The organism is Sphingopyxis sp. USTB-05 (assembly GCF_023822045.1).
Taxonomy (GTDB): domain Bacteria; phylum Pseudomonadota; class Alphaproteobacteria; order Sphingomonadales; family Sphingomonadaceae; genus Sphingopyxis.
On the sequence record NZ_CP084712.1, the window covers coordinates 1,706,515 to 1,730,172 of the forward strand.

The window sequence follows — 23,658 nt, forward strand, 5'->3', positions numbered from 1 at the left end:
TATGGCTGCGGGGGAAACGGACGAACAACTGGCCGAACGGCTCGCAACCGCCGCGGGGGAGATCCTGATGGATTTGCGTGCGCATGGCGGCCTTGAAGGCAAGGCGTTGGGGAAGGCCGGTGACGAGCAGGCCAACGCGATGCTGTGCCGCGAGATTCGCGCAGCCCGGCCGGCCGACGCGCTCCTCTCCGAAGAAGAGAAGGACAATATCGCGCGCTGCGGGCAGAGCCGCGTCTGGATCGTCGACCCGCTCGATGGCACGCGCGAATATGGCGAGGGCAGGGACGATTGGGCGGTGCATGTCGCGCTCGCGGTCGATGGCGTCGCGACGGTCGGCGCGGTTGCGCTGCCGGGGCTGGGCATCACATTGACGTCTGGAACACCGGCACCGCTCCAGCCAGCGAACCAGCCGCTCCGGATGCTCGTCAGCCGCACGCGCCCCGCCGCCGAAGCCGTCTTCGTTGCCGAGAAGCTGTGCGCCGAACTGGTCGCGATGGGGTCGGCCGGGGCCAAGGCGATGGCGGTAGTGCGAGGGGAGGCGGATATCTATCTTCACACCGGCGGCCAATATGAATGGGACAATTGCGCCCCGGTCGCGGTGGCGCAGGCGGCGGGTCTGCACGTGAGCCGCGTCGACGGATCGCCGATCCGATACAATAATCCCGACACCTATCTGCCCGACCTGCTGATCTGCCGGAAGGAACTGGCGGGCGAGGCGCTGCGGTATGCTGCGGAATACCGGCGCGCTTAACCGTGTTCGACCGATTGCGGACCTATCTTTCTTCGTCACCCCGGACTTGATCCTCGGTCCCACTTGATGCCGAAGTCAGTGAGTGCGCCAAAAAGAAGCGGGATCCCGGGTGAAGCCCGGGAAGACGGAAGGCAGGGAGCGACGGGGAGCGGACAATCCGATCTATGCGGAGCCGCTTGCGATTTCGCGTTTAGCTGCGGCAGCTGCCATCAAGATGCGTTCCACGATAGCGTCAAACTCGTCCTTGCCGATCGGATCGAGAGAATCGTAGTTGGAGACGCTTTCCGGCCACCAGCCGTGTTCCTCTCCGGACAGATGCAGTTGCCGTGCGGCTGCTTCCACCTCCTGGTCGGTGGGCCGATCACTATCTGTAACGCGAGGCGAAGGCATTACCGAGGTCTATCAAATCTGACGTCCGCTTCCCACCCTGATTGCGTCATTGTTCGCCGATCTGGGTGCTACATCAGGAAATATCGACCGATTGCGGACTCTGCGGTGATCGTGCAGACGTTGTTCTATAGCACCCGAATTTAGGTCGTAGGCGTGGATATCCGAAGGATCATAAGAAAGTGGGCTGATAAGGAGGAAACGTCCCTCCGGCATCAATTTCATGGAAAGACAGTAGGGGATCGCTTTCGCGGTCTACGCCGTTCCGAGCGCAACGAAGTAAAGCTTTTTCTTTTGGCGGCGCTGCCGGCATGTCTGATTGGACCATTCATCGGGAAGTGGTCCGATGCGTCGACCGGGGGAAAGGTAATGTTAGCCGCGACGGCGCTTTGGATGCTTGGCGTTATATTCGTTGGGAGCTATTTACTGTTTCGAGCCATCTTTAGAGCCTCACGACAACCGTTCGATTGAGGATCGACGTCCGTTCACCACGCCAAATTTGACATCGGCAACGAGACGCGGCGGATGGTTAGTGATTGCCAGCCGCCTTTGTGCCGCCTAATTCGTTGCATCGAAAAACCGAAAAGCGACGGGAGATGCGCGATGACCGACCTGCCTGAAACCAACCTTACCATGTTGACGCTCGTGAAGCCCGAAGGGCAGCTCGAGGTGTCGCTCGAGCGCCGCCCGATGCCGACTCCGAAGCCCCATGAGGTGCTGGTGAAGGTGCTTGCCGCGCCGATCAATCCGTCGGACCTTGGCCTGCTGTTCGGCGGCGCCGACATGTCGACCGCGCGCGCTTCGACCAAGGACGGCCAGCCGCTGATCACCGCAGATGTTCCTCCCGCCGGTATGCGCGCGATGAGCGGGCGTGTCGGCGACGCACTCGCGATCGGCAACGAGGGCTGCGGCACTGTCGTTGCGGCGGGGGACACGCCCGAAGCGCAGGCGCTGCTTGGCAAGACCGTCGCGCTGCTCGGCGGGGAAATGTACGCCGAATATCGCTGCCTGCCGGTGCAGATGGTGATGCCGCTGCCCGACGGCACCGATCCCGCCGATGGCGCATCCTGCTTCGTCAATCCGCTCACCAGCCTCGCGTTCACCGAAACGATGCGGATGGAGAATCACAGCGCGATCGTCCACACCGCTGCGGCGTCGAACCTTGGCCAGATGCTCGTCAAGATTTGCGCGAAGGATAATATTCCGCTCGTCAACATCGTGCGCAGCGACGCGCAGGTTGAGATACTGAAGGGTATCGGCGCGAAATATATCGTCAACAGCAGCGCCGACGATTTCATGGAGCGGCTGGTCGATGCGATTGTCGAGACTGGCGCGACGCTGGGCTTCGATGCGACCGGCGGTGGCAAGCTTGCGGGGCAGGTCCTGACCGCGATGGAGGCTGCTGCGGTCAAGCGGATGACGACCTATAGCCGTTATGGTTCGGACACGTTCAAGCAGGTCTATATCTATGGCGCGCTCGACCTGTCGCCGACGACCTTCTCTGCGCGCAGTTTCGGCCTGACCTGGGCGCTCGGGGGCTTTCTGCTGACGCCGTTCATGGCGAAGGCGGGGATGGAGACCGTGGGGCGGATGCGCAAGCGCGTCGTCGACGAACTGACGACGACCTTCAAGAGCCATTACAGCCATGAAATTTCGCTGACCGAGGCGCTGAATGTCGATACGGCGCAGGCATATAATGCGAAGCGGACCGGCGAGAAATATCTGATCAAGCCGCACGGCTGATACGAGGTCCGGTAAGGGCCGATTACGGACCCATCCTTCTTCGTCACCCCGGACTTGATCCGGGGTCCCGCTTGCGGTCCAGGCCGGTCGATGCGACAGAAAAGCGGGATCCCGGGTCAAGCCCGGGATGACGAGGGTGGGGGACTGAGCGTCCGCTCCTCACCCCAAAGCTGTCGCGCATGACCTCGATCAGCGCTTCATGCACTGGCGCACATCGTCGCGTTTATATTCGCTGCAATTCCAAAGCGCCTTTTCGAACCCCGCCTTGTCGTCGCGGAGGTATGAGAAGGTCATTGCCGCACGCTGTGTATCGCTCATCGCGTCGCTGTCGGGTTTCAGGGTCGGGTTGGTCCAGCCCATGAACTTGCAATAGGGCTTGTCGCCGCAGAGCCGCAGCGCCGTCGTGACGAAACTTTCGGGCGCTGCCTTGCGGTCGAGCTGGGTGTAGATGGTGTCGCGGCCCGCGCTTTCGCCCGCGCCAGCGACGACGCGTGCTTCGCCGACGGCGGCATTGGCATCGACGCCGGTTGCCATATCGGTCGGCAACCCCAGCGCGATCGCGTGCAGCGGCGAAATCGCCGCGAGCTTCGCGACCGGCCCGTCGCTACCCGATACCGCACCGCGGAACGCGCCCGGCGTGCCCCAGAACCCCGGCCAGCGGAAAAACAGGTGTGTGTCGACGATCGCGATCTTTTCGAGGCTATCGCTCCAATAGGGGCGCACCCAGTCGGTATGATAATGGGTGGCAAGGCCGACGGGCGGATACGTCCCACCCGACAGCATCATGTCGGCATTGTTCCGCGCGCGTTGCCATGCGGCGTCCGAATAACGGCGGTTCAATGCTCCGTCGCAGGTGAAGGTAAACTGACACCCCGTCGTGCGTTCCGACCCCTGGAAAACGACGCCGCAGATCGACTTGGGGAACGCCGGATGGCGTGCGCGATTGATGACGACCTGGCCGACCGCCTGCTGTCCCTTCGCGTCGTCGCCCGCCTCGTACAGCATCGCTGCGGCAAGGCAGTCGCGGGCTCGCGCTTTCGCGTCGCCGCCGCCCGCATAGACGAAGGGGCGCGCCGCGACGAAGCCCTTGGTGATCAACGCAACCTCGGCATTCTGTGCCCGCGCGTCGTCTTCGGTAACCGGCGCGAGTTCCATGGGCTGGACTTCGGGCACGATGTCGGCGGGCGGTGCGACGGGTTGCCGATGTGCGGCATGTCTCGCGGGCCCGGATGAATGACTCGCAACAAGCACCGCTATCACCGCCGCGACCGCGATCAGGACGAACAGCCAGCCCGTCCAGTCGCGCCGCAAGGGCAACGCCGGTTGATCGTCCTGCAGGTGCACGGGCTGTCCTCAGATCTCCGGAAGGAAATCAGGAACCGACAGATAGCGCTCGCCCGTGTCATAGTTAAAGCCGAGCACGCGGCTGCCCGGCGGCAGTTCGGCAAGCTTCTGTGCGATGGCGGCGAGGGTGGCGCCCGACGAGATGCCGACGAGCATGCCCTCTTCGGTCGCTGCGCGCCGCGCGTAATCCTTTGCCGCGCCGGCATCGACCTTGATCACGCCGTCGAGCAGGTCGGTGTGGAGGTTGCGCGGGATAAAGCCGGCGCCGATGCCCTGGATCGGGTGCGGCGCGGGCTGGCCGCCCGAAATTACCGGCGAGGCTTCGGGTTCGACCGCATAGACTTTTAGGTTCGGCCAATGCTGTTTCAGAAACTGCGCGGTGCCGGTGATATGGCCGCCAGTGCCGACGCCCGTGATAAGCACGTCGATCGGGCTGTCCTTGAAGTCGGCCAGGATTTCGGGGCCCGTCGTGCGGACATGGACGTCGATATTGGCTTCATTCTCGAACTGCTGCGGCATCCATGCGCCGGGGGTCGTTTCGACCAGTTCGATGGCGCGCTCGATCGCGCCCTTCATGCCCTTTTCACGCGGCGTCAGGTCGAAGGTTGCGCCATAGGCCAGCATCAACCGGCGGCGTTCGACCGACATGCTTTCGGGCATAACGAGCACAAGCTTATAGCCCTTGACCGCGGCAGCCATCGCGAGGCCGATGCCGGTGTTACCCGACGTCGGCTCGACGATAGTGCCGCCGGCCTTCAGGCTGCCGTCCTTTTCGGCCGCCTCGATCATCGCAAGACCGATTCGATCCTTGATCGACCCACCGGGGTTGCTGCGTTCCGACTTTACCCAGACTTCGGCGTCGGGGAACAGTTTTGCCACGCGAATGTGCGGCGTATTCCCGATGGTATCGAGGATCGAATTGGCTTTCATGATCGGTGCGCTCTTTCTTTGAACTCGAAACGCGGGTCGCGGCGGACGCGATTTGGCCAGTCGCCGGCGCGGAGCCAGCGGGCCTCGTCCGCCAGCACCGGCGTCGGCTGAGGTTGTAACGAGGCGAGCAGATACTGTCCATAAGGCCAGTCCCCGATCCCCGAGTCTGCATTGATATGACCGAAGGGGCCTGCGTTGACGAACCGCGCATCCCAGTGCCGCGACAGGCGCCAGACATGTGCAGTCTTCGCATAGGGATCATCGTCGCTGGCAACGACGATCATCGGCACCTGCGACGACAGCGCGGGCGAGTCGGTGAAGCTTTCGACCCGGCTATCGCGGCGGAGCTGTGATAGGTCGGGTGGTGCGACGAGCAACGCGCCGGCGATGCGGTCGCGGGCGACGCTGCTCGCGGCGGCAAACCAGTGCGCAAAGGCATGGCAGCCGAGGCTGTGCGCGGCAATGAGGACGGGCTCATGCTCGGCGTCGATCGCTTGGGCGATTCGGTCGACCCATTGGTCTTTCAGAGGTTCGTCCCAGCTTCCGAGCTCGACCCGTTCGCAATCGGCAAAGCTGCGTTCCCACAGGCTTTGCCAGTGCGTGGGGCCGCTGTTGTAGAGGCCCGGAATGGTCAGGATTTTATGGCGGATATTTGAATTCTGCATGGCGGTCACTCCGTCGGGGGAGAGAGGGGAACCGCGGTGACGGGTGACACCTAAATAACTCAACTAAATAAATTGACAATAGCCTTTGGGCAGAATGTTTGCTGGGCGCGGCAAATGGTTTCGGCGCTAGTCGGTGGTTTTCCTGAACTGCGGTTCGAAGGTTTTGGCCCACCGCAGTTCGGGGAAGATCCAGGCCCAGAGCGCGGTCACGCCGACCGCAGCAGCGCCGCCGACGACGACGGCGCTGACCGGGCCGAGCGCGGCCGCCATGGCACCGGCGCGCATCTCGCCAAGCTCGTTCGAGGCCGAAATCGCGAGCCCCGACGCGGCGCTGACGCGGCCGCGCATTTGATCGGGGGTGTTGAGTTGGATCAGCGTACCGCGCACGAAGACCGAGAACATGTCGGCCGCGCCCATGATCACGAGCACGCCGAGCGACAAGATCAGGTTGGTCGAGAGTCCGAACACGACCGTTCCGACCCCGAACGCCGCGACTGCCCACAGCATCTTCACACCGACGTTGCGCTCGATCGGTCGGATCGCCAGGCCGACGGCTACGCCGACCGACCCGAACGCGACCGCGGCACGCATCAATCCCGCGCCCTCTGGTCCGGCGTGCAATATGTCGCGGGCAAAGACAGGGAACATCGCGGTTGCGCCTGCGAGCAGGACCGCGAACAGATCGAGCGTGATCGTCCCCAGCAGGAATCGCTCGACCCACACGAAGCGCAAGCCGTCGACCATCTCTCGCAGCGGATGGCGGCGGACTTCGGCGGGCGGGGGCAGGACGGGCCGCACACGGCTGAGCGTGAAGGCCGACGCGGCGAGGAGAAGCGCGGAGAAAACATATACCGCGCCTGGATGCGCAGCATAGATGAGGCCGCCCGCAGCGGGACCGATCACCGATGCGGATTGCCACGCGATGCTGCTCATCGCGATGGCGCGCGGCAGGACGGCGGACGGAACAATATTGGGCGCGATCGCGCTCATTGCCGGGCCGGAAAAAACGCGAGCGACCCCGTGCAGCGCGGCGAGGCTGAAGAGCAGGGGCAGCGTGAGCCCGTCCACCCAGGTGAACCAGCCGAGCGTGGCGGCGATGAGGAGGTCGATCAGGTTTGAAAAGATTGCGACGCGCCGCCGTTCGAACCGGTCGGCGGCCCAACCCGCGACGGGTGTCAGGATGGCAAGCGGTACGAACTGAAAGAGCCCGAGCAGGCCGAGCTGGAAAGACGCTTCCTTGATCGACATGCCATAGTCGGTCCGGGCGGTGTCATAGAGCTGGTAACCGATCACCACGACCATCGCGATGGTCGCCATCACTGCAGTAAAGCGTGCTACCCAAAAATAGCGGAAGTCGGGAAAGCTGAGCGGTGAGGGGGCTTTTGGCGTCGCGTCCGGCATGACCGGTTCTTCGCCTTCGGGTGGTGGGATCGTTGCCATCGCCGTCCGCCCTATCGTCCTTTTCGTTGCTGTCCAGTCAACCTTACGTATGCCGTTCGTCGATTAGGGGATGCCATTGGTAGGACGCAGTGGCAGAAACGCGCCATCGATTGAGGGAGACTATCGAATGACAAGCAAATTTGCCCGCTTTGGCGGCGCGGCGATGGCCGCGACGCTGCTGGTCCTGACCGCTTGCAACGCGTCGGACAACAAGTCGGCGACCGCGTCGGGCGCGAAGAACTGGACCGAATTCCGCGACAATTTCCTGAAGGGCTATTTCCCCCTCAATCCGAATTTCGCGGTCTATCAGGGCAAGCATGAGTTCGACGGTCAGCTTCCCGACTGGTCGCCGGAGGGGCTCGAGAAGCAGGCCGCCTATCTGGAAAAAGCCATCGCGGATGCCAAGGCCTTTGATGGCGAGATGACCGACGCCGAAAAGTTCGAGCGCGACTATCTGGTCCATGTTGCGCAAGGCCAGCTCTTCTTCCTTCGCGATACCGATTTCGCGCAGAAGAACCCGGCCTTCTATACCGGCGCCCTGGACCCCAATGTCTATATCGCGCGGCCCTATGCCGATGCGACGACGCGGATGAAGGCGTTCATCGGCTATGCCGAAAAGGTCCCCGCCGCCGCGGCGCAGATCAAAGCCAATCTGAAGCTGCCGCTGCCTGCGACCTTCGTCAAATATGGCACCGCGGGCTTCGGTGGCTTTGCCGATTATTACAAGGGCGATGCCAAGGCAGCCTTCGCCTCGGTCAAGGATGAGGCGCTGCAGAAGCAGTTCGACGAAGCCGCTGCGAAGGCGGGTGCGGCAATGACCGACCTTGCCAAATATGTCGGATCGCAGCCGGGCACGCCCGACGGCTATGCGCTTGGGGCGGCGAAATTCTCGAAGATGATCCTGACCAACGAGGGCGTCGATACGTCGCTCGACGAACTGGAGCGGATCGGCCAGGCCGACCTCAAGCGCAACCAGGATGCGCTGAAAGCCGCCTGTGCGACTTACGCCGCCGGCATGACGATTGCCGACTGCATGAAGAAGATGAATTCGGACAAACCCGCCGACGGCCCGGTCGCAGAGGCGCGCCGCCAGTTGCCGACGCTCCGCGCGTTCCTGATCGAAAAGGACATTGTGACGATCCCGGGCACCGAACAGGCGCAGGTCGAGGAATCGCCGCCGTACAACCGGCAGAACAGCGCCTATATCGACATTCCGGGGCCGTATGAAAAAGGCCTGCCGTCGGTCTATTATATCTCACCGCCCGACCCGACTTGGGACAAGCAAACGCAAGCCGACTTCGTACCGGGGCGCAAGGATTTGCTCTTCACCTCGGTCCATGAAGTGTGGCCGGGCCACTTCCTGAACTTCCTCCACTCGAACCGTGCCGAAAGCATCTTTGGCAAGCTGTTCGTCGGCTATGCCTTTGCGGAGGGCTGGGCCCATTATACCGAGGAAATGATGTGGGATGCGGGACTGGGCGAGGGCGATCCCGAAACGCATATCGGCCAGTTGTCGAACGCCTTGCTGCGCGATTGCCGCTATCTTTCGGCCATCGGACTCCACACCAAAGGCATGACCGTTGCCGACAGCGAAAAGCTGTTCAAGGAGCAATGCTATCAGGACGAAGGCAATGCTCGGCAACAGGCTGCACGCGGTACCTATGATCCCGCCTATCTGAACTACACGATGGGCAAGCTGATGATCCGCAAGCTTCGCGAGGACTGGACGAAGGGCGACAAGACGAAGTGGAAGGCATTCCACGACGAGTTCCTGTCATATGGCGGTCCGCCGATCCCCATGGTCCGTGCGGCGATGATGAAGGAAGAGACAGCGAAAGCCGTCTTCTAAAGGCGCCGAGGGGCGGCTTGCCATCAATCGTGGCTGCCGCCCCGCGCTATTGGCGCGCCGTTCAGTCTGACGGTGCGCGGAGGCGTGCGACGAAAAATCCGTCAAGGCCGCCTGCTTCGCCGAGCATGTCAGGGAGCGTACGGACCAGGCCGTTACCGTCGGCGGCAATCGCCTCGGGAAGCTCTTCGGCGCGCGCGGGATCAACAGCCCATCCGGCGTGACGATCGAGGAAGGTCGACACCTGATCCTCGCCCTCTGCCTGCTCGAGCGAACAGGTCGCATAGACCAGCGTTCCGCCCGGTTTGACCCACCGCGCTGCGCGTGCGAGCAGTTCGGTTTGAAGCGCCGCCATTTCCTCTATCTGCCGGGGTTCGATGCGGTGGAGCACGTCGGGATGGCGGCGAAAGATGCCGGTGGCCGAGCAGGGGGCATCGAGCAGCACCGCATCGGCCTGACCCTCGGGCGCCCACGAACGGATATCGCCCTGGACGATTTCGGCGGACAGCCCCGTGCGTTCCATATTGGCGCGTAGCCGTTCGAGCCGCTTGGCGCTCGAATCGACGGCAACCACGTTCCAGCCGGCCGCGGCAAGCTGCATCGTCTTGCCGCCCGGCGCTGCGCAAAGGTCGAGCACGGTCCGCCCCTCGCCGACGCCGAGCAGGCGTGCGGGAATGCTTGCCGCCAGATCCTGCACCCACCAGCCGCCCTCGCCATAGCCGGGCATCGTTTCGACGGCCTGACCGCGGGGCAGGCGGCGATGGCGCGGTGCGAGCGAAATAGCGTCGGGCCATTCGTCGGGGCCGGGTTCGGCGGCGAAGCTGAGATCGATCGGCGGCGGTGCGCTCCACGCCGCTTCGGCCGCCTCGACCATTGCGAGATTCCATTGCTCGGCCCAGCGTTCGGCGGTGGGCAGGGGAAGCGTGGCGCGGCCAGGCAGTTCCCATTCTTCCTGCTGCGCGCGCGAGAGGATCGCGTGGACGAGCCGTCGCGGTCCACCATCGACGAGCGGCAGCGCCGTCGACACGACCGCATGACCAGGGGTCTTGAGGATCAGAAGCTGCGTCAGCGCAATCCGCAGGACCGCGCGCGATTTGACGTCGTCAGGGAGAATCTGCGCCGTCGCGCCGTCGATCAGCGCGTCGAGGTCGACCATCCAGCGCAGCGTTTCAGACACGATCGCCACGGCGAAGGCGCGGTCGGCACCGGTCAGCCCCTGGGTCGCGGCATGCATGGCGACATCCAGCGGGTCGCCCCGTCGCAGGATTGCGTCGATGAGCCGTAGCGCGGCGCGGCGCGTCGCTGTGCCAGCGGGATCGGCTCCGCCGGACGAACGCGCGCGCCGGGGCGGGCGGCGATCAGCCATGACGAGTGAAGGCGTGGTTGGCGTGACGCATGAAAAATCCTATAAGGCGGGTATCATGACCGACAGCAGCCAAAATGGGACCATCGGCGGAACGCCGCGCGCTGTAAAGCGCCCCGCGAATGTAAAAGCCCCCGAAGGCTGGGCGGACAGCCCTTTGCCGACGCCGGCGCCGATCCGGGAGGACAAGGCCGAGGACCAGCCGGGCGGGCGCAATCCGGTGCGCTACGGCGATTGGGAGTTGAAGGGCGTCGCGGTCGATTTCTGAGGGCCTCGCCCCCGCGCGAGCCGCTATATAGATATTGGCCCATTTGGCCGGCGCTGCGCGATGCAACGGCGGCCAAATTCATGCGATTCAGACGGTCGGAAGTTCGGTGTTGAGGGGCATCTTGCCGCTCTTCACCTGTTCGGCGAAGATTTCGCGCATCAACTGCAGCGAGAAGAGGTGCGCGAAGATCAGGCCGAGAATGCCGTTCTGCATCAGCTTGCGCAGCACGTCGCCGCGCAGTTCGCGCAGCTTGTTCTCGTCGACCATCTGGAAGCCGCGATAGACGTAAGGCTTGTCATTGCCTTCCTGCTGGATGGCGACTTCACCGTCCATAAGGAGGTCGGCCTTCTTCAGCTCTTCCATGAACATGCCGGTGCGCTGACCGGCTTCTTCGAAATTCTTGCAGAATTCGAGCACGGCCTGAACCTGTTCCGACGGCTGACCGTCGATAAAGAGGGCGTCGCCCTCGTCGAACTTGCCGAGCGCGCCCGACGTCGGGTCGAAGCACAGCGACAAATCTTCCGAATCGGGCTGAAGACGCGCGAGAAGGAAGGGGTAACGGCGGATATAGGCCGGGACATAAACCGGATTGTTGAGTTTGCCCGCGTCGTCGACGAAGGTGTTGACGCCCTCGTTCAGGCCCATCAGCGCGAGCGGAACCGGATTTTCACCCGCCGAGAAGACGATCGGAAAAAAGCGGCAGGCCGACACGAATTCGTCCGACGTCAGCGGGATGGCGTGCTGGCCCACGAGGAATTCGGCGCTTTCGAGAGGGCGGGCGTGGAAATCGGCATGCTCGACGCTCGAAAGCGGAACGAGGTCGTTGTAGAACAGCGGCAGATTGGCAGGTGCGGGCGCGGTGGCCATGTTTGAACTCCGGTAAAGGTCCCGAAGCTCGGGACGAAAAGGATAAAGCGCCTTATTGACCCGCGTCGCGCGGCGCAAGAGGGCGATGACAGGGGGCGATCTGCGGCCCGCCTTGCTGCGCGATGATCAGGCGACGAGTTTGCCGGGATTAAGGAGGCCCGCCGGATCAAGCCCGGCCTTTACCCCGCGCAGCGCGGACAGGCGCGCCGGGCTGTCCAGTTCGGCCAGGATATCGCGCTTCATCTGGCCAATGCCATGTTCGGCCGAGATCGAGCCCCCGAGTTCGAGGACGTGCGAATAGACCAGCCGGCTGACTGCGGCGCCATGTTCGGCAAGCCAGGTCGCGCCGTCGACGCCGATGGGCGGCTGGACATGATGATGGACATTGCCGTCGCCAAGATGCCCGAACGACAGGGCGCGCACGCCGGGAAAGGCCGCGGCCAGTCGTGCCGGATTGTCGGCGATGAAAGCTGGCATCAGGTCGACGGGCACGCTGATGTCATGCTGCAACGCCGGGCCTTCGGCGCGCTCGGCTTCGGAGATGGAATCGCGCAGACGCCAGAAATCCTCGCTCTCGCGATCGCTCTTGGCAATCACGACATCGCGGATCAGCCCGGTGTCGAGCGCCGCCGCGAGTTGCGCTTCAAGGGCTTCGCCCAAGGCCCGCTCGTCTTCCCCCGCGAGTTCGAGCAGGACATACCATGGCTGCGCGGCAGCAAGCGGCGCGCGCGTCTGGGGGATATGGCGCAGCACCGCGTCGAGACAGCTATGCGGGATCAGCTCAAACCCCTCCAGCTCGCGCCCGATCGCCGCATCGACGCGGCGCAGCAGCAGCAGCGCGCTTTCGGGCGAATCGATCCCGATCCACGCCGTCCGCCGCGCGGCAGCCGCGGGGACGAGGCGCAGCGACGCGGCAGTCACAATGCCCAGCGTTCCTTCGGCGCCGCAGAGCAGGTGCCGCAGGTCATAGCCGCGATTGTCCTTTTTGAGCGGGGCCAGGCCGTCGAAGATACTGCCGTCGGGCAGAACCGCTTCGACACCAAGCGTCAGCGCGCGCATCGATCCGTGACGCAGTACCTGCGTGCCGCCGGCGTTGGTCGACACCAGCCCGCCGATCGTCGCCGAGCCCTTTCCGCCAAGAGTGAGCGGGAAGCGGAGCCCGTGCGCCAGGACCGCGTTATGGAAGTTCTCCAGAATTACGCCCGCTTCGGCGATGGCGAGCTGCGCCGCTTCGTCGATGTGGCGTATCCGGTTCATGCGCCGCAGACTGAGCAGCAACTGGTCGCCGCTGGCGTCGGGGGTGGCGCCGCCGACCATACCGCTGTTGCCGCCCTGGGGAACCAGCGCGACCTTCGCCTCGGCGCACAGGCGCACGATGGCGGCGACTTCGCCAGTGGTGGCGGGCGAGAGCATTGCGGCGGCGCGGCCATGATATTTGCCGCGCCAGTCAGTCAGCCAGGGCGCCATCGCATCGGGGTCGACGCTATAGCCCTTTGGGCCGAGCAGCGTTGCGAAGGCGTCGAGCAGCGATGCAGATGGCGGGCGCGTCATGCCGGTCCACTCCGGAAATTCCCCGGTCCATAAGCTGACGCGGGTTGGCAACAGTTCATTTGATGTTCAATCATCCTTGTTAAAAGGGGCGATGGACGAATAGTGTCATTTCGTCCAGCGGGATGGACGCGGGAGCCACGGGTGAGCGAAATCTTCGGTCATGATGCCAAAGGAGCGGCGGCGGAGCTGTGCTGACGGCGGCATTCCTGTGGTTCGTGGCCGCTGCGCCCGCGGCAGACGCGGCAGTGCCTGCCGGCGCGCCGGAGCCTTTGGTCGCGATTTCCCCGCCGACCGCCGATCAGGCGTCTTCTTTTTGGCAGGTGGTGATCGAGCAGCAGCTTATCATTCGCGTCCCGGCCCAGCGTTCGCAGCTCAACAATTTCGCCGCGGGACCCTCGATGTCCAAGCGCGCGACCGAAATGCCGATCGTCTGGAAAGAGAAAAAAGCGCCCAAATGCGTTGCCATGCGTAACATATTGGGGATGCAGGCGGTGCAGCGCGACAGCATCGACATCATCACGCGGCAGAAGCAGCGGCTGCGAGCGCAGCTCAACCGTGGTTGCCGCGCACTCGACTTCTATGCCGGTTTCTACATGCAGGGCAGCAAGGACGGAAAGCTCTGCGAGGATCGCGATCAAATCCACGCGCGGACCGGCGCAAAGTGCGAGATCGACAAATTCCGCTTGATGGTTCCGGTCCGCGAAGACGATTAATTGGGTCTATAGCGGCCTTTCCTTGACTTTTCCTCGCCATTTGCCCAATGGCCGCGGCAACGTCCGCCTGCGTGGGAGGCAGGACGCCAATTCTTTTTCCGGACATGATGATCTTATGAAATTTGCCGACATCGGCCTTTCCGACGAACTTTTGCGCGCGATCGACGAGTCGGGCTATAATGAAGCGACCCCGATCCAGGCGGGAGTCATCCCGTCGGTGCTGATGATGCGCGACATCATCGGCATCGCCCAGACGGGCACCGGCAAGACCGCGTCGTTCGTGCTGCCGATGATCGACATCCTTGCCCACGGCCGCGCCCGTGCGCTGATGCCGCGATCGCTGATCCTCGCACCGACGCGTGAGCTTGCTGCGCAGGTCGCTGAAAACTTTGAAAAATACGGCAAATATCACAAGCTCTCGATGGCGCTGCTGATTGGTGGCGTCCAGATGGGCGATCAGGTGAAAGCGCTTGAAAAGGGTGTCGACGTGCTGATCGCGACGCCCGGCCGCCTGATGGACCTGTTCGAACGCGGCAAGATCCTGCTGACCGGTTGCAACCTGCTGGTGATCGACGAAGCCGACCGCATGCTCGACATGGGGTTCATTCCGGACATCGAGAATATCTGCACCAAGCTGCCGGCGACTCGGCAGACCTTGCTCTTCTCGGCAACGATGCCGCCGCCGATCAAGAAGCTGGCCGACAAATTCCTGTCGAACCCGAAGACGATCGAAGTCGCGCGCCCGGCGAGCCGGAACGAGAATATCGAGCAATTCCTGGTCAAGACATCGGAACGCAGCAAGCGCGACACGCTCCGCGATCTGCTCGAAGCCGAAGATATCGGGACCGCCATCATCTTCTGCAATCGCAAGACGACGGTGCGCGAGCTGGCGAAATCGCTGCAGCGTCATCGTTACAAGGCGGGGGAGATCCATGGCGACATGGACCAATCGAGCCGCATCGCCGAACTCGACCGGTTCAAGGCGGGCACGATCAACATATTGGTCGCATCGGACGTCGCGGCGCGCGGTCTCGACGTCAAGGGCGTCAGTCACGTCTTCAACTTCGATGCACCCTGGCATCCGGACGATTATGTCCACCGCATCGGCCGTACCGGCCGTGCGGGCGCCAAGGGACGGGCGTTCACGCTGGTCACGCCGTCGGATGACGAGGCGATCGACAATATCCAGAAGCTGACCGGCTACAAGATTCCGATCCATAGCGGCGGCGCGGCGGCTGATGTCGCCAAACCCGATCGCGAAGAGGAAGAAGCCGAACCGCGGCGCGCCCGTTCGGCGCGCGGTGGACGCGGCAAAGCTGCAGCGAAGCCCGAAAAGGCGCCCGCCCGTCCGGCTCCGGCCGCCGAAGCGCAGCCGCGCGAAGACCGGAAGCCGCGCAATGATCGCAAACCCGCACCGGCGCGGCAAGACGATCTGGACGGTCCCGACGACGGCTGGAACGGCCCGATGCCAGGATTTCTGTCCGTCGGTTTCGGTAACTGACGCCGAGCGGAAAGGACGTGCCGGTCAGAGTTTGACCAGCATCTTTCCCATATTGCCGCCAGAGAACAGGCCTAGGAAAGCGTCGGGTGCCGACGCCAACCCATCGTGCACCGTTTCGCGCATCGTCACCGCGCCGCTTGCAATGAGCCCGCCCATGTCGGCGTAGAATTCTTCCATGCATTCGATGAACTGGTCGGTGTAGATAAAGCCTTCCATCCGGATCCGGGCCGGAATCGAGCGGATGATATATTTCATCTCTTGCGGCTTCGCATCATTGTAGACGTCGATCATGCCGCAGATCGCAAAGCGCGCAAAATCATTCGCCGTCGCAAAAGCTGCGTCGAGATGCTCGCCGCCGACATTGTCGAAATAGACGTCGATGCCGGGTTTTCCGAGGCGTTCGAGCGTAGCGGCGAGTTGAGGGAGGACAGGCCCAGCCTTGTAATCGATCGCCGCATCGGCGCCGAGATCGAGGACCCACGCGCATTTGTCCGCGCCGCCAGCAGAGCCGATGACGGTCATTTCGCGCGCCTTGGCGATTTGCACTACCGCCGAACCGACCGCGCCCGCGGCGGCGGACACGAAGATCGTATCGCCGGGCTTGGCTGCGGCGACGCGGAGCAGACCGATCCATGCCGTCCCGCCGGTCAGCCCCATATTGTGCAGGAAGGTTTGCGGGGTCAGCCCGGCCGCGAGCATGTCGGCGGGCAGCTTGTTCGGCATCATGTCCAGACCGATGACGCCGCCGTCGCGCCAGCCGCCCATATGGAGGATCAGGTCGCCCGGCGCGAAGCCCTCCATCGCGCTTTCAACGACCTCGCCAATCGCACCGCCGGTCATTGGCTGATCGAGCTGGAAACTTGCGGCGTAGCTTTTGGCGTCGTTCATCCGCCCGCGCATATACGGGTCGACTGACAGCCAGAGATTGCGGATACGAAGCTGGTCCTTTTCGAGCGGCCCGTCGGGCGCCTCCCGCAACGCAAAATTGTCGATCGTCGGCAGCGTGTGCGGACGACTGGTCAAATGCCATGCCTTAGCCATCGGAAACCCCCATTCCCAATTTCGCCGGCGCGGGTGGCGGTCGTCAGAAAAGCCGTTGCCACCGCCAATCGGCGTCGTTAAGACCCTGCCGGTCGCGGGGCCGTAGCTCAGATGGGAGAGCGCTGCAATCGCACTGCAGAGGTCAGGGGTTCGATTCCCCTCGGCTCCACCAGCGACCCTTCCGACCAATCAGCCTGCAAAATCGCGAATTGACATAGATCGAGGCGCAAGCGTTCGCGCCGATAAAGCCGTCATGCGTGGCTATGACATTCAGTCCCGCTCCGATATTTCATTGCTCGGAATAATTATCGATCGCGGAGAAAATGCGGGTCAACTGCTCGCGTTCGGAGGAATCGATATCGGGACGCCAGATTTCAAAAAGCAGGATCGTGCGATCAGCGTTGCCGCGATTCCACGCTTCATGTTCGAAACTGTCGTCGAAAATCAATAGCTCGCCCTCACGCCAGTTGCGCGTTTCAGGTCCTACACGCAGCGCGCAGTCATCGGGCACGATTAGCGGCAGATGACATATCAGGCGGGTGTTGAGCATGCCATAATGTGGCTGGATGTGCGTCCCGGGGGTGAGGCGGGAAAATAGCGCGAGCGGCGCGCGGCCCGGGATTATCGGCTGCGGCGCCAGCGCGAGAGCCGCGAGCGTGCCGGGACAAAGCAGCTCCATTCCATCGGCAACCGCGCCGTCCTTCCACAGCCAAGCTGCCCCCCAGTCGGGCTTGTCGAGCAATGGATTGTTCGGCGGCGGGCGATCGGGGCTGGCCGTAACATAGGGCCCAAAGCGGTCCGATGCATTGTCGATCAGCGCCCGCAGCTCGTTCCTGATCGTATCTGTGGCTGCCTCCAAGGTGGGAACCCACTCGAAATCCGCCCGATCGAAAAACGGGCGCTGGGCCAGACCCGGAAAATAGAACATGCTGGGTTGCTGCAGATAGATCTGCTGATCGCCCGCAAGAATGCGGAGTGCCTCCGCTACCCGCGGCGTTGCCGTCCTGGCGTCGATTCCAGCGTCGCGCAATTGCCCGAAAAGATGGTCGGTGAAGGCACGTTCCGATGTCGTCAGGAATTGCTCGGCGCGATCGAGCCCCGCGCGAAGCGACATCGGGACGCTACCTGCATTGGCCGCGGTCCCCAACGCGAGACGGTAGAAGGTGGCGGCCGCGCGGTGATCCTGTAAACGGCGCTGAAGTTCCGCCATGGCAAGAATGGCTGCGATATTTCCGCGGTCGATGCGAATTGCGGTCGTCAGTGCGGCACCCTCGGCCGCTGTGTCGCCGCGGCGCTGTGCGTCGCGTAATTGTTCTAGCCATGTCGTCTGCTGCGTCATGGCTCAGCCATAACGCAGCATCGGACCTTTGCAAGCGACGCCCTTTTGTGCGTCAGCCGGCGGGAGGAGCGGCGGGGTCGACGGCGTCAGGCTTTTCGCGCATCTGCCGGCGGACGGCGACCATGAACCGGCTGCGCCAGAAAGCGGCGATCAGGGCGAGGATAAGCGCCCACGGGAGCAACGCGGCGGCGAGCGTTAGGACGAAGCTAAGCGCAGTGCTGCCGCTGCGCATCAGCGTTTCGCCGGCGCTGGCGAAGGGATTTTCATGGCCGATGCCGGGAAGGCCGCCGTCGCTCGCATAATTGAACGCGACGCTGGTCCATGCGATGCGCGCTTCGCCGCTGCGGCGGGCCTGGCGTTCGTTGCCGATCTCCCCGCGCAATTGGTTGATCTGTGCCAGCAATTCAGCGCGCTCCCGCTTTTCGAGGCCGCCCGCCTTAAGCCGTTCTTCCAGTCGAGCGATTTCGGCTTCGGATCCCGCGCTGCGCTGTTGCGAGGCGAGGATTTCGGTGCCGACATCTTCGCCCGCGACGCTGGCATCGGCGAGCACGCCCTCAGCCTTTTCGACGCTGGCGATCGCATTGGCGCCGAACTTGCGCGCGATGCCGGGATCGAGCTTGAACTGCGTCTGCGCCTCGACGAGCTTCTCGTCGGTTAGCTGATAGCGGACGTCGACGATACGGCAGCGCTGGATGCCCAGCGTTTCGCAGGCGGCGGCATGTTCTTCCTGAACTTTGGAAATGCGGTCGTCCGCGAGGCGAAAGGTATAGGCATAGTCGAACGCAACGCCGGGAGCGGTTTCGATGCCGATCCGGGGGGTGGCAGCGGCGTCCGCCGCTTCTTCGGCCAGGGCAGGGGACTCGCTATTGGTGGAGTTTGAAATGCTCGCATCTTCGGCCGATTTTTCCGAGCAGCCGATCAGGGCGAGCGCCATCGCGCCCGCTAAGAGCTTATTTCGCATGCAGATTCTCCCAAAACGCGACTCGTTGGCCGCATGGGATGGCATATCATAACTAAAGTGGTAGACAATAAGAAATCAGGCGAGCTTGACGAAGCTGTCGAGCACCCGCTTGCCGCCGGCCTGGTCGAATTCGACCTCCAGCTTGTTGCCGTCGATATCGATGATTTCGCCGTATCCGAATTTCTCATGGAAAACGCGCATTCCGATCGCGAGGTCCGATCGGGCCTTCGCGCCGACCGAGGCAGCAGGACCGCGCTCGGAAGGAGCTGGCGCGCGGGTTATCGTCGCCGATTGCGCCGTCGCGCGCTGCCATGCCGGGCCGCGCGTCATCGTGCGCGCGGGCTGGCGCTCTGCGACATGCGCGAAGGGATCGCCCTGCGCCGACCAGTTGGCGCGCCACAGGCTCTGACCGCCGCCGAAGCTGTTCTCGCTGTCGACATGTTCGGGCGGGATTTCGGCGATGAAGCGGCTGGGGATGCTGCTGACCCACTGGCCATAGATACGGCGGTTGGCGGCGTGATAGATGCTCGCGCGCTGCCGCGCCCGCGTGATCGCGACATAGGCGAGGCGGCGTTCCTCTTCGAGGCTCTGCGTCCCGCCTTCGTCCATCGAGCGTTGCGAGGGGAAGACGCCATCCTCCCATCCCGCGAGGAAGACATGATCGAACTCAAGGCCTTTTGCCGCGTGGATCGTCATGATGGTGACGGTCTCGCTGGTGTCATTATTGTCGCGATCCATGACCAGGCTGACATGCTCGAGGAAGGCTTCGAGCGATTCATATTCCTCCATCGCGCGGACGAGTTCGGAAAGGTTTTCCAGGCGGCCCGCGGCTTCGACGCTGCGGTCGGCCTGCAGCATCGCGGTGTAGCCCGATTCGTCGAGAATGAGCTGGGTCAGTTCGGGGTGCGACAGTTCATTGGCCTTGGCCTGCCAGCCCCGCATCTGTGCCACGAAATTTGCGAGTTGGCGGCGCGCCTGCGGTGTCAGTTCGTCAGTTTCGGTGATCCGCGACGCTGCATGAAGAAGCGGAGCGCGTTCGTGGCGGGCAAACTGGTGGATGCGCGCGAGCGCCTTGTCGCCAAGCCCGCGCTTGGGCGTGTTGATGATCCGTTCGAACGCAAGATCGTCGGCGCTCGATTGGACGAGACGAAGATAGGCGAGGGCGTCGCGAATCTCGGCGCGCTCGTAGAAGCGGAAGCCGCCGACGATCCGGTAGGGCATGCCGATCGCGATGAAGCGGTCTTCGAACTCGCGCGTCTGAAACTGCGCGCGGACGAGGATCGCGGCGCGGTCGAGGCTGACCTTGCGATGCTGGAGCGTTTCGAGCTCCTCGCCGATCCGCCGCGCCTCTTCGGGCCCGTCCCAAACGCCCACGACGCGGAGCTTGTCGCCCGGTTCCAGGTCGGTCCAAAGCGTCTTTCCAAGGCGGCCCGAATTCTGAGCGATCAGTGCGGAGGCGGCGGCAAGAATCTGCGGTGTCGAGCGATAATTCTGTTCGAGCCGGATGACGGTCGCGCCTGGGAAATCCTTTTCGAAGCGCAGGATGTTCGCCACCTCGGCACCGCGCCACGAATAGATCGACTGGTCATCATCGCCGACGCAGCAGATATTCTTGCGCGCCTGTGCGAGCAGGCGGAGCCAGAGATATTGGCTGGCGTTGGTGTCCTGATATTCGTCGACGAGGATATATTTGAAGCGCTCCTGATATTGTTCGAGCACGTCGCGGTGCGTCTTCAGGATCACGAGCATGTGGAGCAGCAAGTCGCCGAAATCGCAGGCGTTGAGCGTCTTCAGCCGCGCTTGATAGAGGGCGTAGAAATGCTGACCCTTGCCATCGGCGTAGGATTCCTTGTCGGCCGCGTCGAGATCGGCGGGAACGAGCCCGCGATTCTTCCACTTATCGATAAGGCCCGCGAGTTGGCGCGCGGGCCAGCGCTTCTCGTCGAGTCCCTCGGCCTGGATAAGCTGTTTGAGCACGCGAAGCTGGTCATCGGTGTCGAGGATGGTGAAATTGCTCTGCAGTCCGACGAGCTCGGCATGTCGGCGCAACATCTTGGCCGCAATGCTGTGGAAGGTGCCGAGCCAGGGCATGCCCTCGACCGCATCGCCGATCATGCGGCCGATGCGTTCGCGCATCTCGCGCGCCGCCTTGTTGGTGAAGGTGACCGCGAGGATTTCGGACGGCCAGGCGCGGCGCGTCGCCATGATGTGCGCGAGGCGCGCGGTCAGTGCCGCGGTCTTGCCCGTGCCGGCGCCCGCAAGCATCAGCACCGGCCCTTCGGTCGTCAGCACCGCCTGCCGCTGCGGACCGTTGAGGCCGTGCAGATAGGGCGGATCCGACGGGTCGGGACGGGTCAAGTCGGGCAGCGAGGCAGGGGTATCGTTCACGCGCGAACGATTAGGGAACAGCGAGCAGGCTGTCCAGTGCGGTGAGGCGGTCCGAGGGTAAGGTTCCGGCGCGTTTCAATTCGTCGAGTGTCGCGCGCGCCATCGCGTGATAGGCGGGCAGGAGAGCCGGGCTGTCCGCCTCGATCGTGGCGAGGTGATCGCCAACGGTCCGTGCGTCGCCGCGCAGTAACGGGCCGGACAATCCCGCAAAGCCGTGATCGAGACTGTTTTGAAGCGCGGCGCGAACGAGGGGCGCGAGCAACGCCGAAGGGTCTTCGACGCCGGCGTCGCGCAGCGTGTTCGCGGCGCCGGCGATCAGCGTAACCAGATGGTTCGACGCATGACAAAGCGCGGCGTGATAGAGCGACCGGCGCGCCTCTGCGATTTCGACCGTAACGCCGCCGAGCAGGGCAACGATCTGTCCAGCTTGCCGCGTGGCTTCGGGCGTTGAGCCCGTGATGGCAAAGCTTGCTCCGACCATCCGCTGGGCTTCGGCTTGCGGGTTCCCGGTGAAGGTCATGGCGGGATGAATTGCGGCGGTCGTCGCGCCCGCCGCGCGCAGCGGTTCGAGGATCGCTGCGCCGCTGCGTCCGCTGACATGAAAGACAAGCGGGGCGTGAATTGCCGGTCGTGCCGCGGCGATGCTGGCGACGACGTCGCTCAGCGCGTCATCGGAGACCGCGATCGCGACGACGTCGCATTCGGTCATCAACTGATCGATGGTCGCTGCGAGAGTGGCACCGACCTGTGTCGCCGCCGAACGGGCGTTGTCCGCGGTTCTGCCCCAGATGAGCGGCGGCGCGGACATGTGGGGAGCGAAAGCGCGTGCGAACGCCTGTGCGACGCGGCCCGTGCCGACGATGCCGGGCCGATGGAAGCGAAAATTGGTCATGGGTGCGCGATGTAGCGAGTGGGCCGCACTTTCGCCAATGGAACGTCGGCTTCCGACCAAAAGGAGACATTTACATTTGCGGACGTAATCTGCGGAATGTGAGATGGAGGCAAAGCTATGCACTTGGAACGACGACAGGCGCTTGCGCTAGCTGCTGGGATCGCGCTGTCGACGGGAATGAGTAACGATGCGTCCGCCTGCAGTCGGCGCCCGCCTCCAGCTTTCAGGCCAACCAAAATCGAGCAGGCCCGAATGATCGCACAGTTGGAACTGCTCCGCAGTTGCTGGAATGACGGGAAGCCTGATCGGTTCATTCAACAGCACTGTGTCCAGCCTGCTCAACTGAATTACATACTCGACGGCAAGGGCGGTAACTGGAACGATGCTGCAGCAGCAATTCGAATTTTTCATGGCCGGTTTCCGAGAATCTCCTCAGATTTCTCGGGCATCATATTTGATCCGCTGCTGCCCTACATGTACGCCTTCGCCGAGTTTGAAGGGTCGCCAAAAGCACCCTCAGAGAACGAAGAAGTTCAACTTTGCGGGCGTTCGGGGATGGTGCCTTCCTACGTTATACAAATGCGGTTTTTGGAAACATATGATCCGAACGTCGATCGTCTTTCCACTGACGCGGCTATCGTAGAACAACTCAGCTTTCGCGAGCACGGCTCATTGGCAAGCTGGTTCGAACGAAACGCCTGAACGGCGTCGGCATGATATCCGCTTTCCACCCCAAAACAGACATCGCCTCCAAAAAGGCCTTTCCTACATTATCCGGCCGTGCCAGCCTTCATCCGGCTCTTTCATTCGGTGAACAAGAAGCGGTCGCTGCCGGGCTTGCCGGTGCGACCATGATCGGACGTGCCGCGCACATCCAGCGCTCCGCGACTTGCAAATCAGGGCGCTCACAGGGCTGAACTTTCCTGAACTTTGGAATATCGCGCCCCCCTTGCGCCGATCCGATCCGGATCCAGTCGGGCGATATCCAAGAGGGAAACGACAGCTCCCCACCCCAAATCCGCCAATATACTTTATCTCGTCAATTCCGGCCTCTAGGGTCAGCCTATGCAAAGATATTCGACGATGAAGATGGTTGGCGCGACCTTGTCGGTCTTGGCTCTCTCGGCCTGTGCGGGAGGCAATTATCGTCCCGTCGCCGATACGCCGGTGCGGATCGGTCCTGCCTATAGCATCCGCGGGACGACCTATGTGCCCGCCGCCGCACCCGGTTATGAAACCGTCGGTTATGCGAGCTGGTACGGCAGCGAGTCGGGCAACCGCACTGCCAATGGCGAGCAGTTCCGCCCCGGTTGGATCACCGCGGCGCATACGACGCTGCCGCTGCCAACCTATGTCGAGGTGACGGCGCTTGATACCGGGCGGCGGATACTCGTGCGCGTCAACGATCGCGGACCGTTCGCGCTTGGCCGGGTCATCGACCTGTCGCGCGGTGCCGCGGAACAGCTTGGCATGAAGGCCCAGGGGCATGCCGCGGTCCGCGTGCGCCGCGTCGAACCGTCGGAGAAGGATCGCGAACGGCTTCGCAAGGGTAAGCCCGCGGCTTCGCTGGCGCCGGTGCCCGAACGCGAACTGCAACGATTGCGCGCGCAGTTGACGCCGCCTGCGCGCTGATCCTGCGCTTTCCGGCTTGCGCCAGGCAGGGAAAGG

21 protein-coding genes and 1 tRNA gene are annotated in these 23,658 nt (G+C 63.3%); 9 read left to right on the plus strand and 13 right to left on the minus strand.

The features are described 5' to 3' along the window. The first annotated feature begins 1 nt into the window (after nt 1). Nucleotides 2-751 (plus strand): 3'(2'),5'-bisphosphate nucleotidase CysQ, encoded by a 750-nt coding sequence (locus tag KEC45_RS07635; RefSeq protein WP_252171853.1) that lies wholly within the window; start codon nt 2-4, stop codon nt 749-751. Between the two features lie 162 nt (nt 752-913). On the opposite strand, the gene KEC45_RS07640 is transcribed toward KEC45_RS07635, so the two are convergent. Then, complete coding sequence (locus tag KEC45_RS07640; protein WP_252171854.1) at nt 914-1,093, minus strand: hypothetical protein; 180 nt, start codon at nt 1,091-1,093, stop codon at nt 914-916. A 648-nt stretch (nt 1,094-1,741) separates the two neighbouring features. On the opposite strand from KEC45_RS07640, the gene KEC45_RS07645 reads away from it, so the two are divergent. Further along, on the plus strand, nt 1,742-2,881 hold the full coding sequence (locus KEC45_RS07645; protein ID WP_252171855.1) for a zinc-binding dehydrogenase: 1,140 nt from the start codon (nt 1,742-1,744) through the stop codon (nt 2,879-2,881). Between the two features lie 189 nt (nt 2,882-3,070). Here KEC45_RS07645 and KEC45_RS07650 read toward each other — a convergent pair whose 3' ends face one another. The 4 genes from KEC45_RS07650 to KEC45_RS07665 all read right to left on the minus strand — a co-directional run bounded on the left by KEC45_RS07650 (nt 3,071) and on the right by KEC45_RS07665 (nt 7,260). Next, on the minus strand, nt 3,071-4,225 hold the full coding sequence (locus KEC45_RS07650; RefSeq protein WP_252171856.1) for a cell wall hydrolase: 1,155 nt from the start codon (nt 4,223-4,225) through the stop codon (nt 3,071-3,073). 9 nt (nt 4,226-4,234) lie between these two features. Then, nucleotides 4,235-5,155, minus strand: a complete 921-nt coding sequence (cysK, locus tag KEC45_RS07655) for a cysteine synthase A (protein WP_062181163.1) — start codon at nt 5,153-5,155, stop codon at nt 4,235-4,237. Continuing rightward, nucleotides 5,152-5,820: an alpha/beta hydrolase gene (locus KEC45_RS07660; RefSeq protein WP_252171857.1), complete on the minus strand. Its 669-nt coding sequence runs from the start codon at nt 5,818-5,820 to the stop codon at nt 5,152-5,154. Before KEC45_RS07660 ends, cysK begins: the two co-directional genes overlap by 4 nt. A gap of 126 nt (nt 5,821-5,946) precedes the next feature. Then, nucleotides 5,947-7,260, minus strand: a complete 1,314-nt coding sequence (locus KEC45_RS07665) for an MFS transporter (RefSeq protein WP_252171858.1) — start codon at nt 7,258-7,260, stop codon at nt 5,947-5,949. Between the two features lie 127 nt (nt 7,261-7,387). Between KEC45_RS07665 and KEC45_RS07670 the strand changes: the two genes are divergently transcribed. Then, complete coding sequence (locus KEC45_RS07670; RefSeq protein ID WP_252171859.1) at nt 7,388-9,109, plus strand: DUF885 domain-containing protein; 1,722 nt, start codon at nt 7,388-7,390, stop codon at nt 9,107-9,109. A 61-nt stretch (nt 9,110-9,170) separates the two neighbouring features. Here KEC45_RS07670 and KEC45_RS07675 read toward each other — a convergent pair whose 3' ends face one another. Further along, nucleotides 9,171-10,472 (minus strand): RsmB/NOP family class I SAM-dependent RNA methyltransferase, encoded by a 1,302-nt coding sequence (locus KEC45_RS07675; protein ID WP_252171860.1) that lies wholly within the window; start codon nt 10,470-10,472, stop codon nt 9,171-9,173. On the opposite strand from KEC45_RS07675, the gene KEC45_RS07680 reads away from it, so the two are divergent. Continuing rightward, nucleotides 10,381-10,737, plus strand: a complete 357-nt coding sequence (locus tag KEC45_RS07680) for a DUF1674 domain-containing protein (RefSeq protein WP_252171861.1) — start codon at nt 10,381-10,383, stop codon at nt 10,735-10,737. The genes KEC45_RS07675 and KEC45_RS07680 overlap by 92 nt on opposite strands. 87 nt (nt 10,738-10,824) lie before the next feature. Here KEC45_RS07680 and KEC45_RS07685 read toward each other — a convergent pair whose 3' ends face one another. Both KEC45_RS07685 and KEC45_RS07690 read right to left on the minus strand, forming a co-directional pair. Then, complete coding sequence (locus tag KEC45_RS07685; RefSeq protein WP_062183946.1) at nt 10,825-11,604, minus strand: SapC family protein; 780 nt, start codon at nt 11,602-11,604, stop codon at nt 10,825-10,827. A 126-nt stretch (nt 11,605-11,730) separates the two neighbouring features. Beyond that, nucleotides 11,731-13,155, minus strand: coding sequence for an FAD-binding oxidoreductase (locus KEC45_RS07690; RefSeq protein ID WP_252171862.1), 1,425 nt, complete (start codon nt 13,153-13,155; stop codon nt 11,731-11,733). 188 nt (nt 13,156-13,343) lie between these two features. Here KEC45_RS07690 and KEC45_RS07695 point away from each other — a divergent pair, with 188 nt between their 5' ends. Continuing rightward, nucleotides 13,344-13,868, plus strand: coding sequence for a hypothetical protein (locus KEC45_RS07695; protein ID WP_252171863.1), 525 nt, complete (start codon nt 13,344-13,346; stop codon nt 13,866-13,868). 115 nt (nt 13,869-13,983) lie between these two features. Continuing rightward, the gene (locus KEC45_RS07700) at nt 13,984-15,369 is read left to right on the plus strand and encodes a DEAD/DEAH box helicase (protein ID WP_252171864.1); all 1,386 of its coding nucleotides are present in this window, start codon (nt 13,984-13,986) and stop codon (nt 15,367-15,369) included. A 24-nt stretch (nt 15,370-15,393) separates the two neighbouring features. Here KEC45_RS07700 and KEC45_RS07705 read toward each other — a convergent pair whose 3' ends face one another. Then, the gene (locus KEC45_RS07705) at nt 15,394-16,410 is read right to left on the minus strand and encodes an NADP-dependent oxidoreductase (protein ID WP_252171865.1); all 1,017 of its coding nucleotides are present in this window, start codon (nt 16,408-16,410) and stop codon (nt 15,394-15,396) included. Nucleotides 16,411-16,506: 96 nt separating this feature from the next. Here KEC45_RS07705 and KEC45_RS07710 point away from each other — a divergent pair. Beyond that, a tRNA-Ala gene (locus KEC45_RS07710) sits at nt 16,507-16,582 on the plus strand. Between the two features lie 117 nt (nt 16,583-16,699). Here the strand turns inward: KEC45_RS07710 and KEC45_RS07715 are convergent. The 4 genes from KEC45_RS07715 to KEC45_RS07730 all read right to left on the minus strand — a co-directional run bounded on the left by KEC45_RS07715 (nt 16,700) and on the right by KEC45_RS07730 (nt 21,990). After that, the gene (locus KEC45_RS07715; RefSeq protein WP_252171866.1) at nt 16,700-17,749 is read right to left on the minus strand and encodes an aspartyl/asparaginyl beta-hydroxylase domain-containing protein; all 1,050 of its coding nucleotides are present in this window, start codon (nt 17,747-17,749) and stop codon (nt 16,700-16,702) included. A 52-nt stretch (nt 17,750-17,801) separates the two neighbouring features. Next, nucleotides 17,802-18,710: a DUF4349 domain-containing protein gene (locus tag KEC45_RS07720; protein WP_252171867.1), complete on the minus strand. Its 909-nt coding sequence runs from the start codon at nt 18,708-18,710 to the stop codon at nt 17,802-17,804. A 75-nt stretch (nt 18,711-18,785) separates the two neighbouring features. Further along, complete coding sequence (locus KEC45_RS07725; protein ID WP_252171868.1) at nt 18,786-21,098, minus strand: ATP-dependent helicase; 2,313 nt, start codon at nt 21,096-21,098, stop codon at nt 18,786-18,788. 10 nt (nt 21,099-21,108) lie between these two features. Continuing rightward, nucleotides 21,109-21,990: a Rossmann-like and DUF2520 domain-containing protein gene (locus tag KEC45_RS07730; RefSeq protein WP_252171869.1), complete on the minus strand. Its 882-nt coding sequence runs from the start codon at nt 21,988-21,990 to the stop codon at nt 21,109-21,111. A gap of 252 nt (nt 21,991-22,242) precedes the next feature. Between KEC45_RS07730 and KEC45_RS07735 the strand changes: the two genes are divergently transcribed. Together KEC45_RS07735 and KEC45_RS07740 are read left to right on the plus strand one after the other, a co-directional pair. Beyond that, entirely contained in the window at nt 22,243-22,692 is a 450-nt protein-coding gene (locus tag KEC45_RS07735) for a hypothetical protein (protein ID WP_252171870.1), read from the plus strand. Nucleotides 22,693-23,055: 363 nt separating this feature from the next. Further along, nucleotides 23,056-23,622 carry a septal ring lytic transglycosylase RlpA family protein gene (locus KEC45_RS07740; protein WP_252171871.1) on the plus strand — a complete coding sequence of 189 codons (567 nt, stop codon included), beginning with the start codon at nt 23,056-23,058 and terminating at the stop codon, nt 23,620-23,622. Nucleotides 23,623-23,658: the final 36 nt, after the last annotated feature.

Excerpts from the sequence above, each read along its gene's own strand:
- KEC45_RS07635 (WP_252171853.1), top strand. The coding sequence starts at position 2 with ATGGCTGCGGGGGAAACGGACGAACAACTGGCCGAACGGCTCGCAACC.
- KEC45_RS07645 (WP_252171855.1), top strand. The coding sequence starts at position 1,742 with ATGACCGACCTGCCTGAAACCAACCTTACCATGTTGACGCTCGTGAAG.
- cysK (WP_062181163.1), bottom strand. The coding sequence starts at position 5,155 with ATGAAAGCCAATTCGATCCTCGATACCATCGGGAATACGCCGCACATT.
- KEC45_RS07660 (WP_252171857.1), bottom strand. The coding sequence starts at position 5,820 with ATGCAGAATTCAAATATCCGCCATAAAATCCTGACCATTCCGGGCCTC.
- KEC45_RS07665 (WP_252171858.1), bottom strand. The coding sequence starts at position 7,260 with ATGGCAACGATCCCACCACCCGAAGGCGAAGAACCGGTCATGCCGGAC.
- KEC45_RS07670 (WP_252171859.1), top strand. The coding sequence starts at position 7,388 with ATGACAAGCAAATTTGCCCGCTTTGGCGGCGCGGCGATGGCCGCGACG.
- KEC45_RS07680 (WP_252171861.1), top strand. The coding sequence starts at position 10,381 with ATGAGCCGTAGCGCGGCGCGGCGCGTCGCTGTGCCAGCGGGATCGGCT.
- KEC45_RS07675 (WP_252171860.1), bottom strand. The coding sequence starts at position 10,472 with ATGGCTGATCGCCGCCCGCCCCGGCGCGCGCGTTCGTCCGGCGGAGCC.
- KEC45_RS07685 (WP_062183946.1), bottom strand. The coding sequence starts at position 11,604 with ATGGCCACCGCGCCCGCACCTGCCAATCTGCCGCTGTTCTACAACGAC.
- KEC45_RS07690 (WP_252171862.1), bottom strand. The coding sequence starts at position 13,155 with ATGACGCGCCCGCCATCTGCATCGCTGCTCGACGCCTTCGCAACGCTG.
- KEC45_RS07700 (WP_252171864.1), top strand. The coding sequence starts at position 13,984 with ATGAAATTTGCCGACATCGGCCTTTCCGACGAACTTTTGCGCGCGATC.
- KEC45_RS07705 (WP_252171865.1), bottom strand. The coding sequence starts at position 16,410 with ATGGCTAAGGCATGGCATTTGACCAGTCGTCCGCACACGCTGCCGACG.
- KEC45_RS07715 (WP_252171866.1), bottom strand. The coding sequence starts at position 17,749 with ATGACGCAGCAGACGACATGGCTAGAACAATTACGCGACGCACAGCGC.
- KEC45_RS07720 (WP_252171867.1), bottom strand. The coding sequence starts at position 18,710 with ATGCGAAATAAGCTCTTAGCGGGCGCGATGGCGCTCGCCCTGATCGGC.
- KEC45_RS07730 (WP_252171869.1), bottom strand. The coding sequence starts at position 21,990 with ATGACCAATTTTCGCTTCCATCGGCCCGGCATCGTCGGCACGGGCCGC.
- KEC45_RS07735 (WP_252171870.1), top strand. The coding sequence starts at position 22,243 with ATGATCGCACAGTTGGAACTGCTCCGCAGTTGCTGGAATGACGGGAAG.
- KEC45_RS07740 (WP_252171871.1), top strand. The coding sequence starts at position 23,056 with ATGCAAAGATATTCGACGATGAAGATGGTTGGCGCGACCTTGTCGGTC.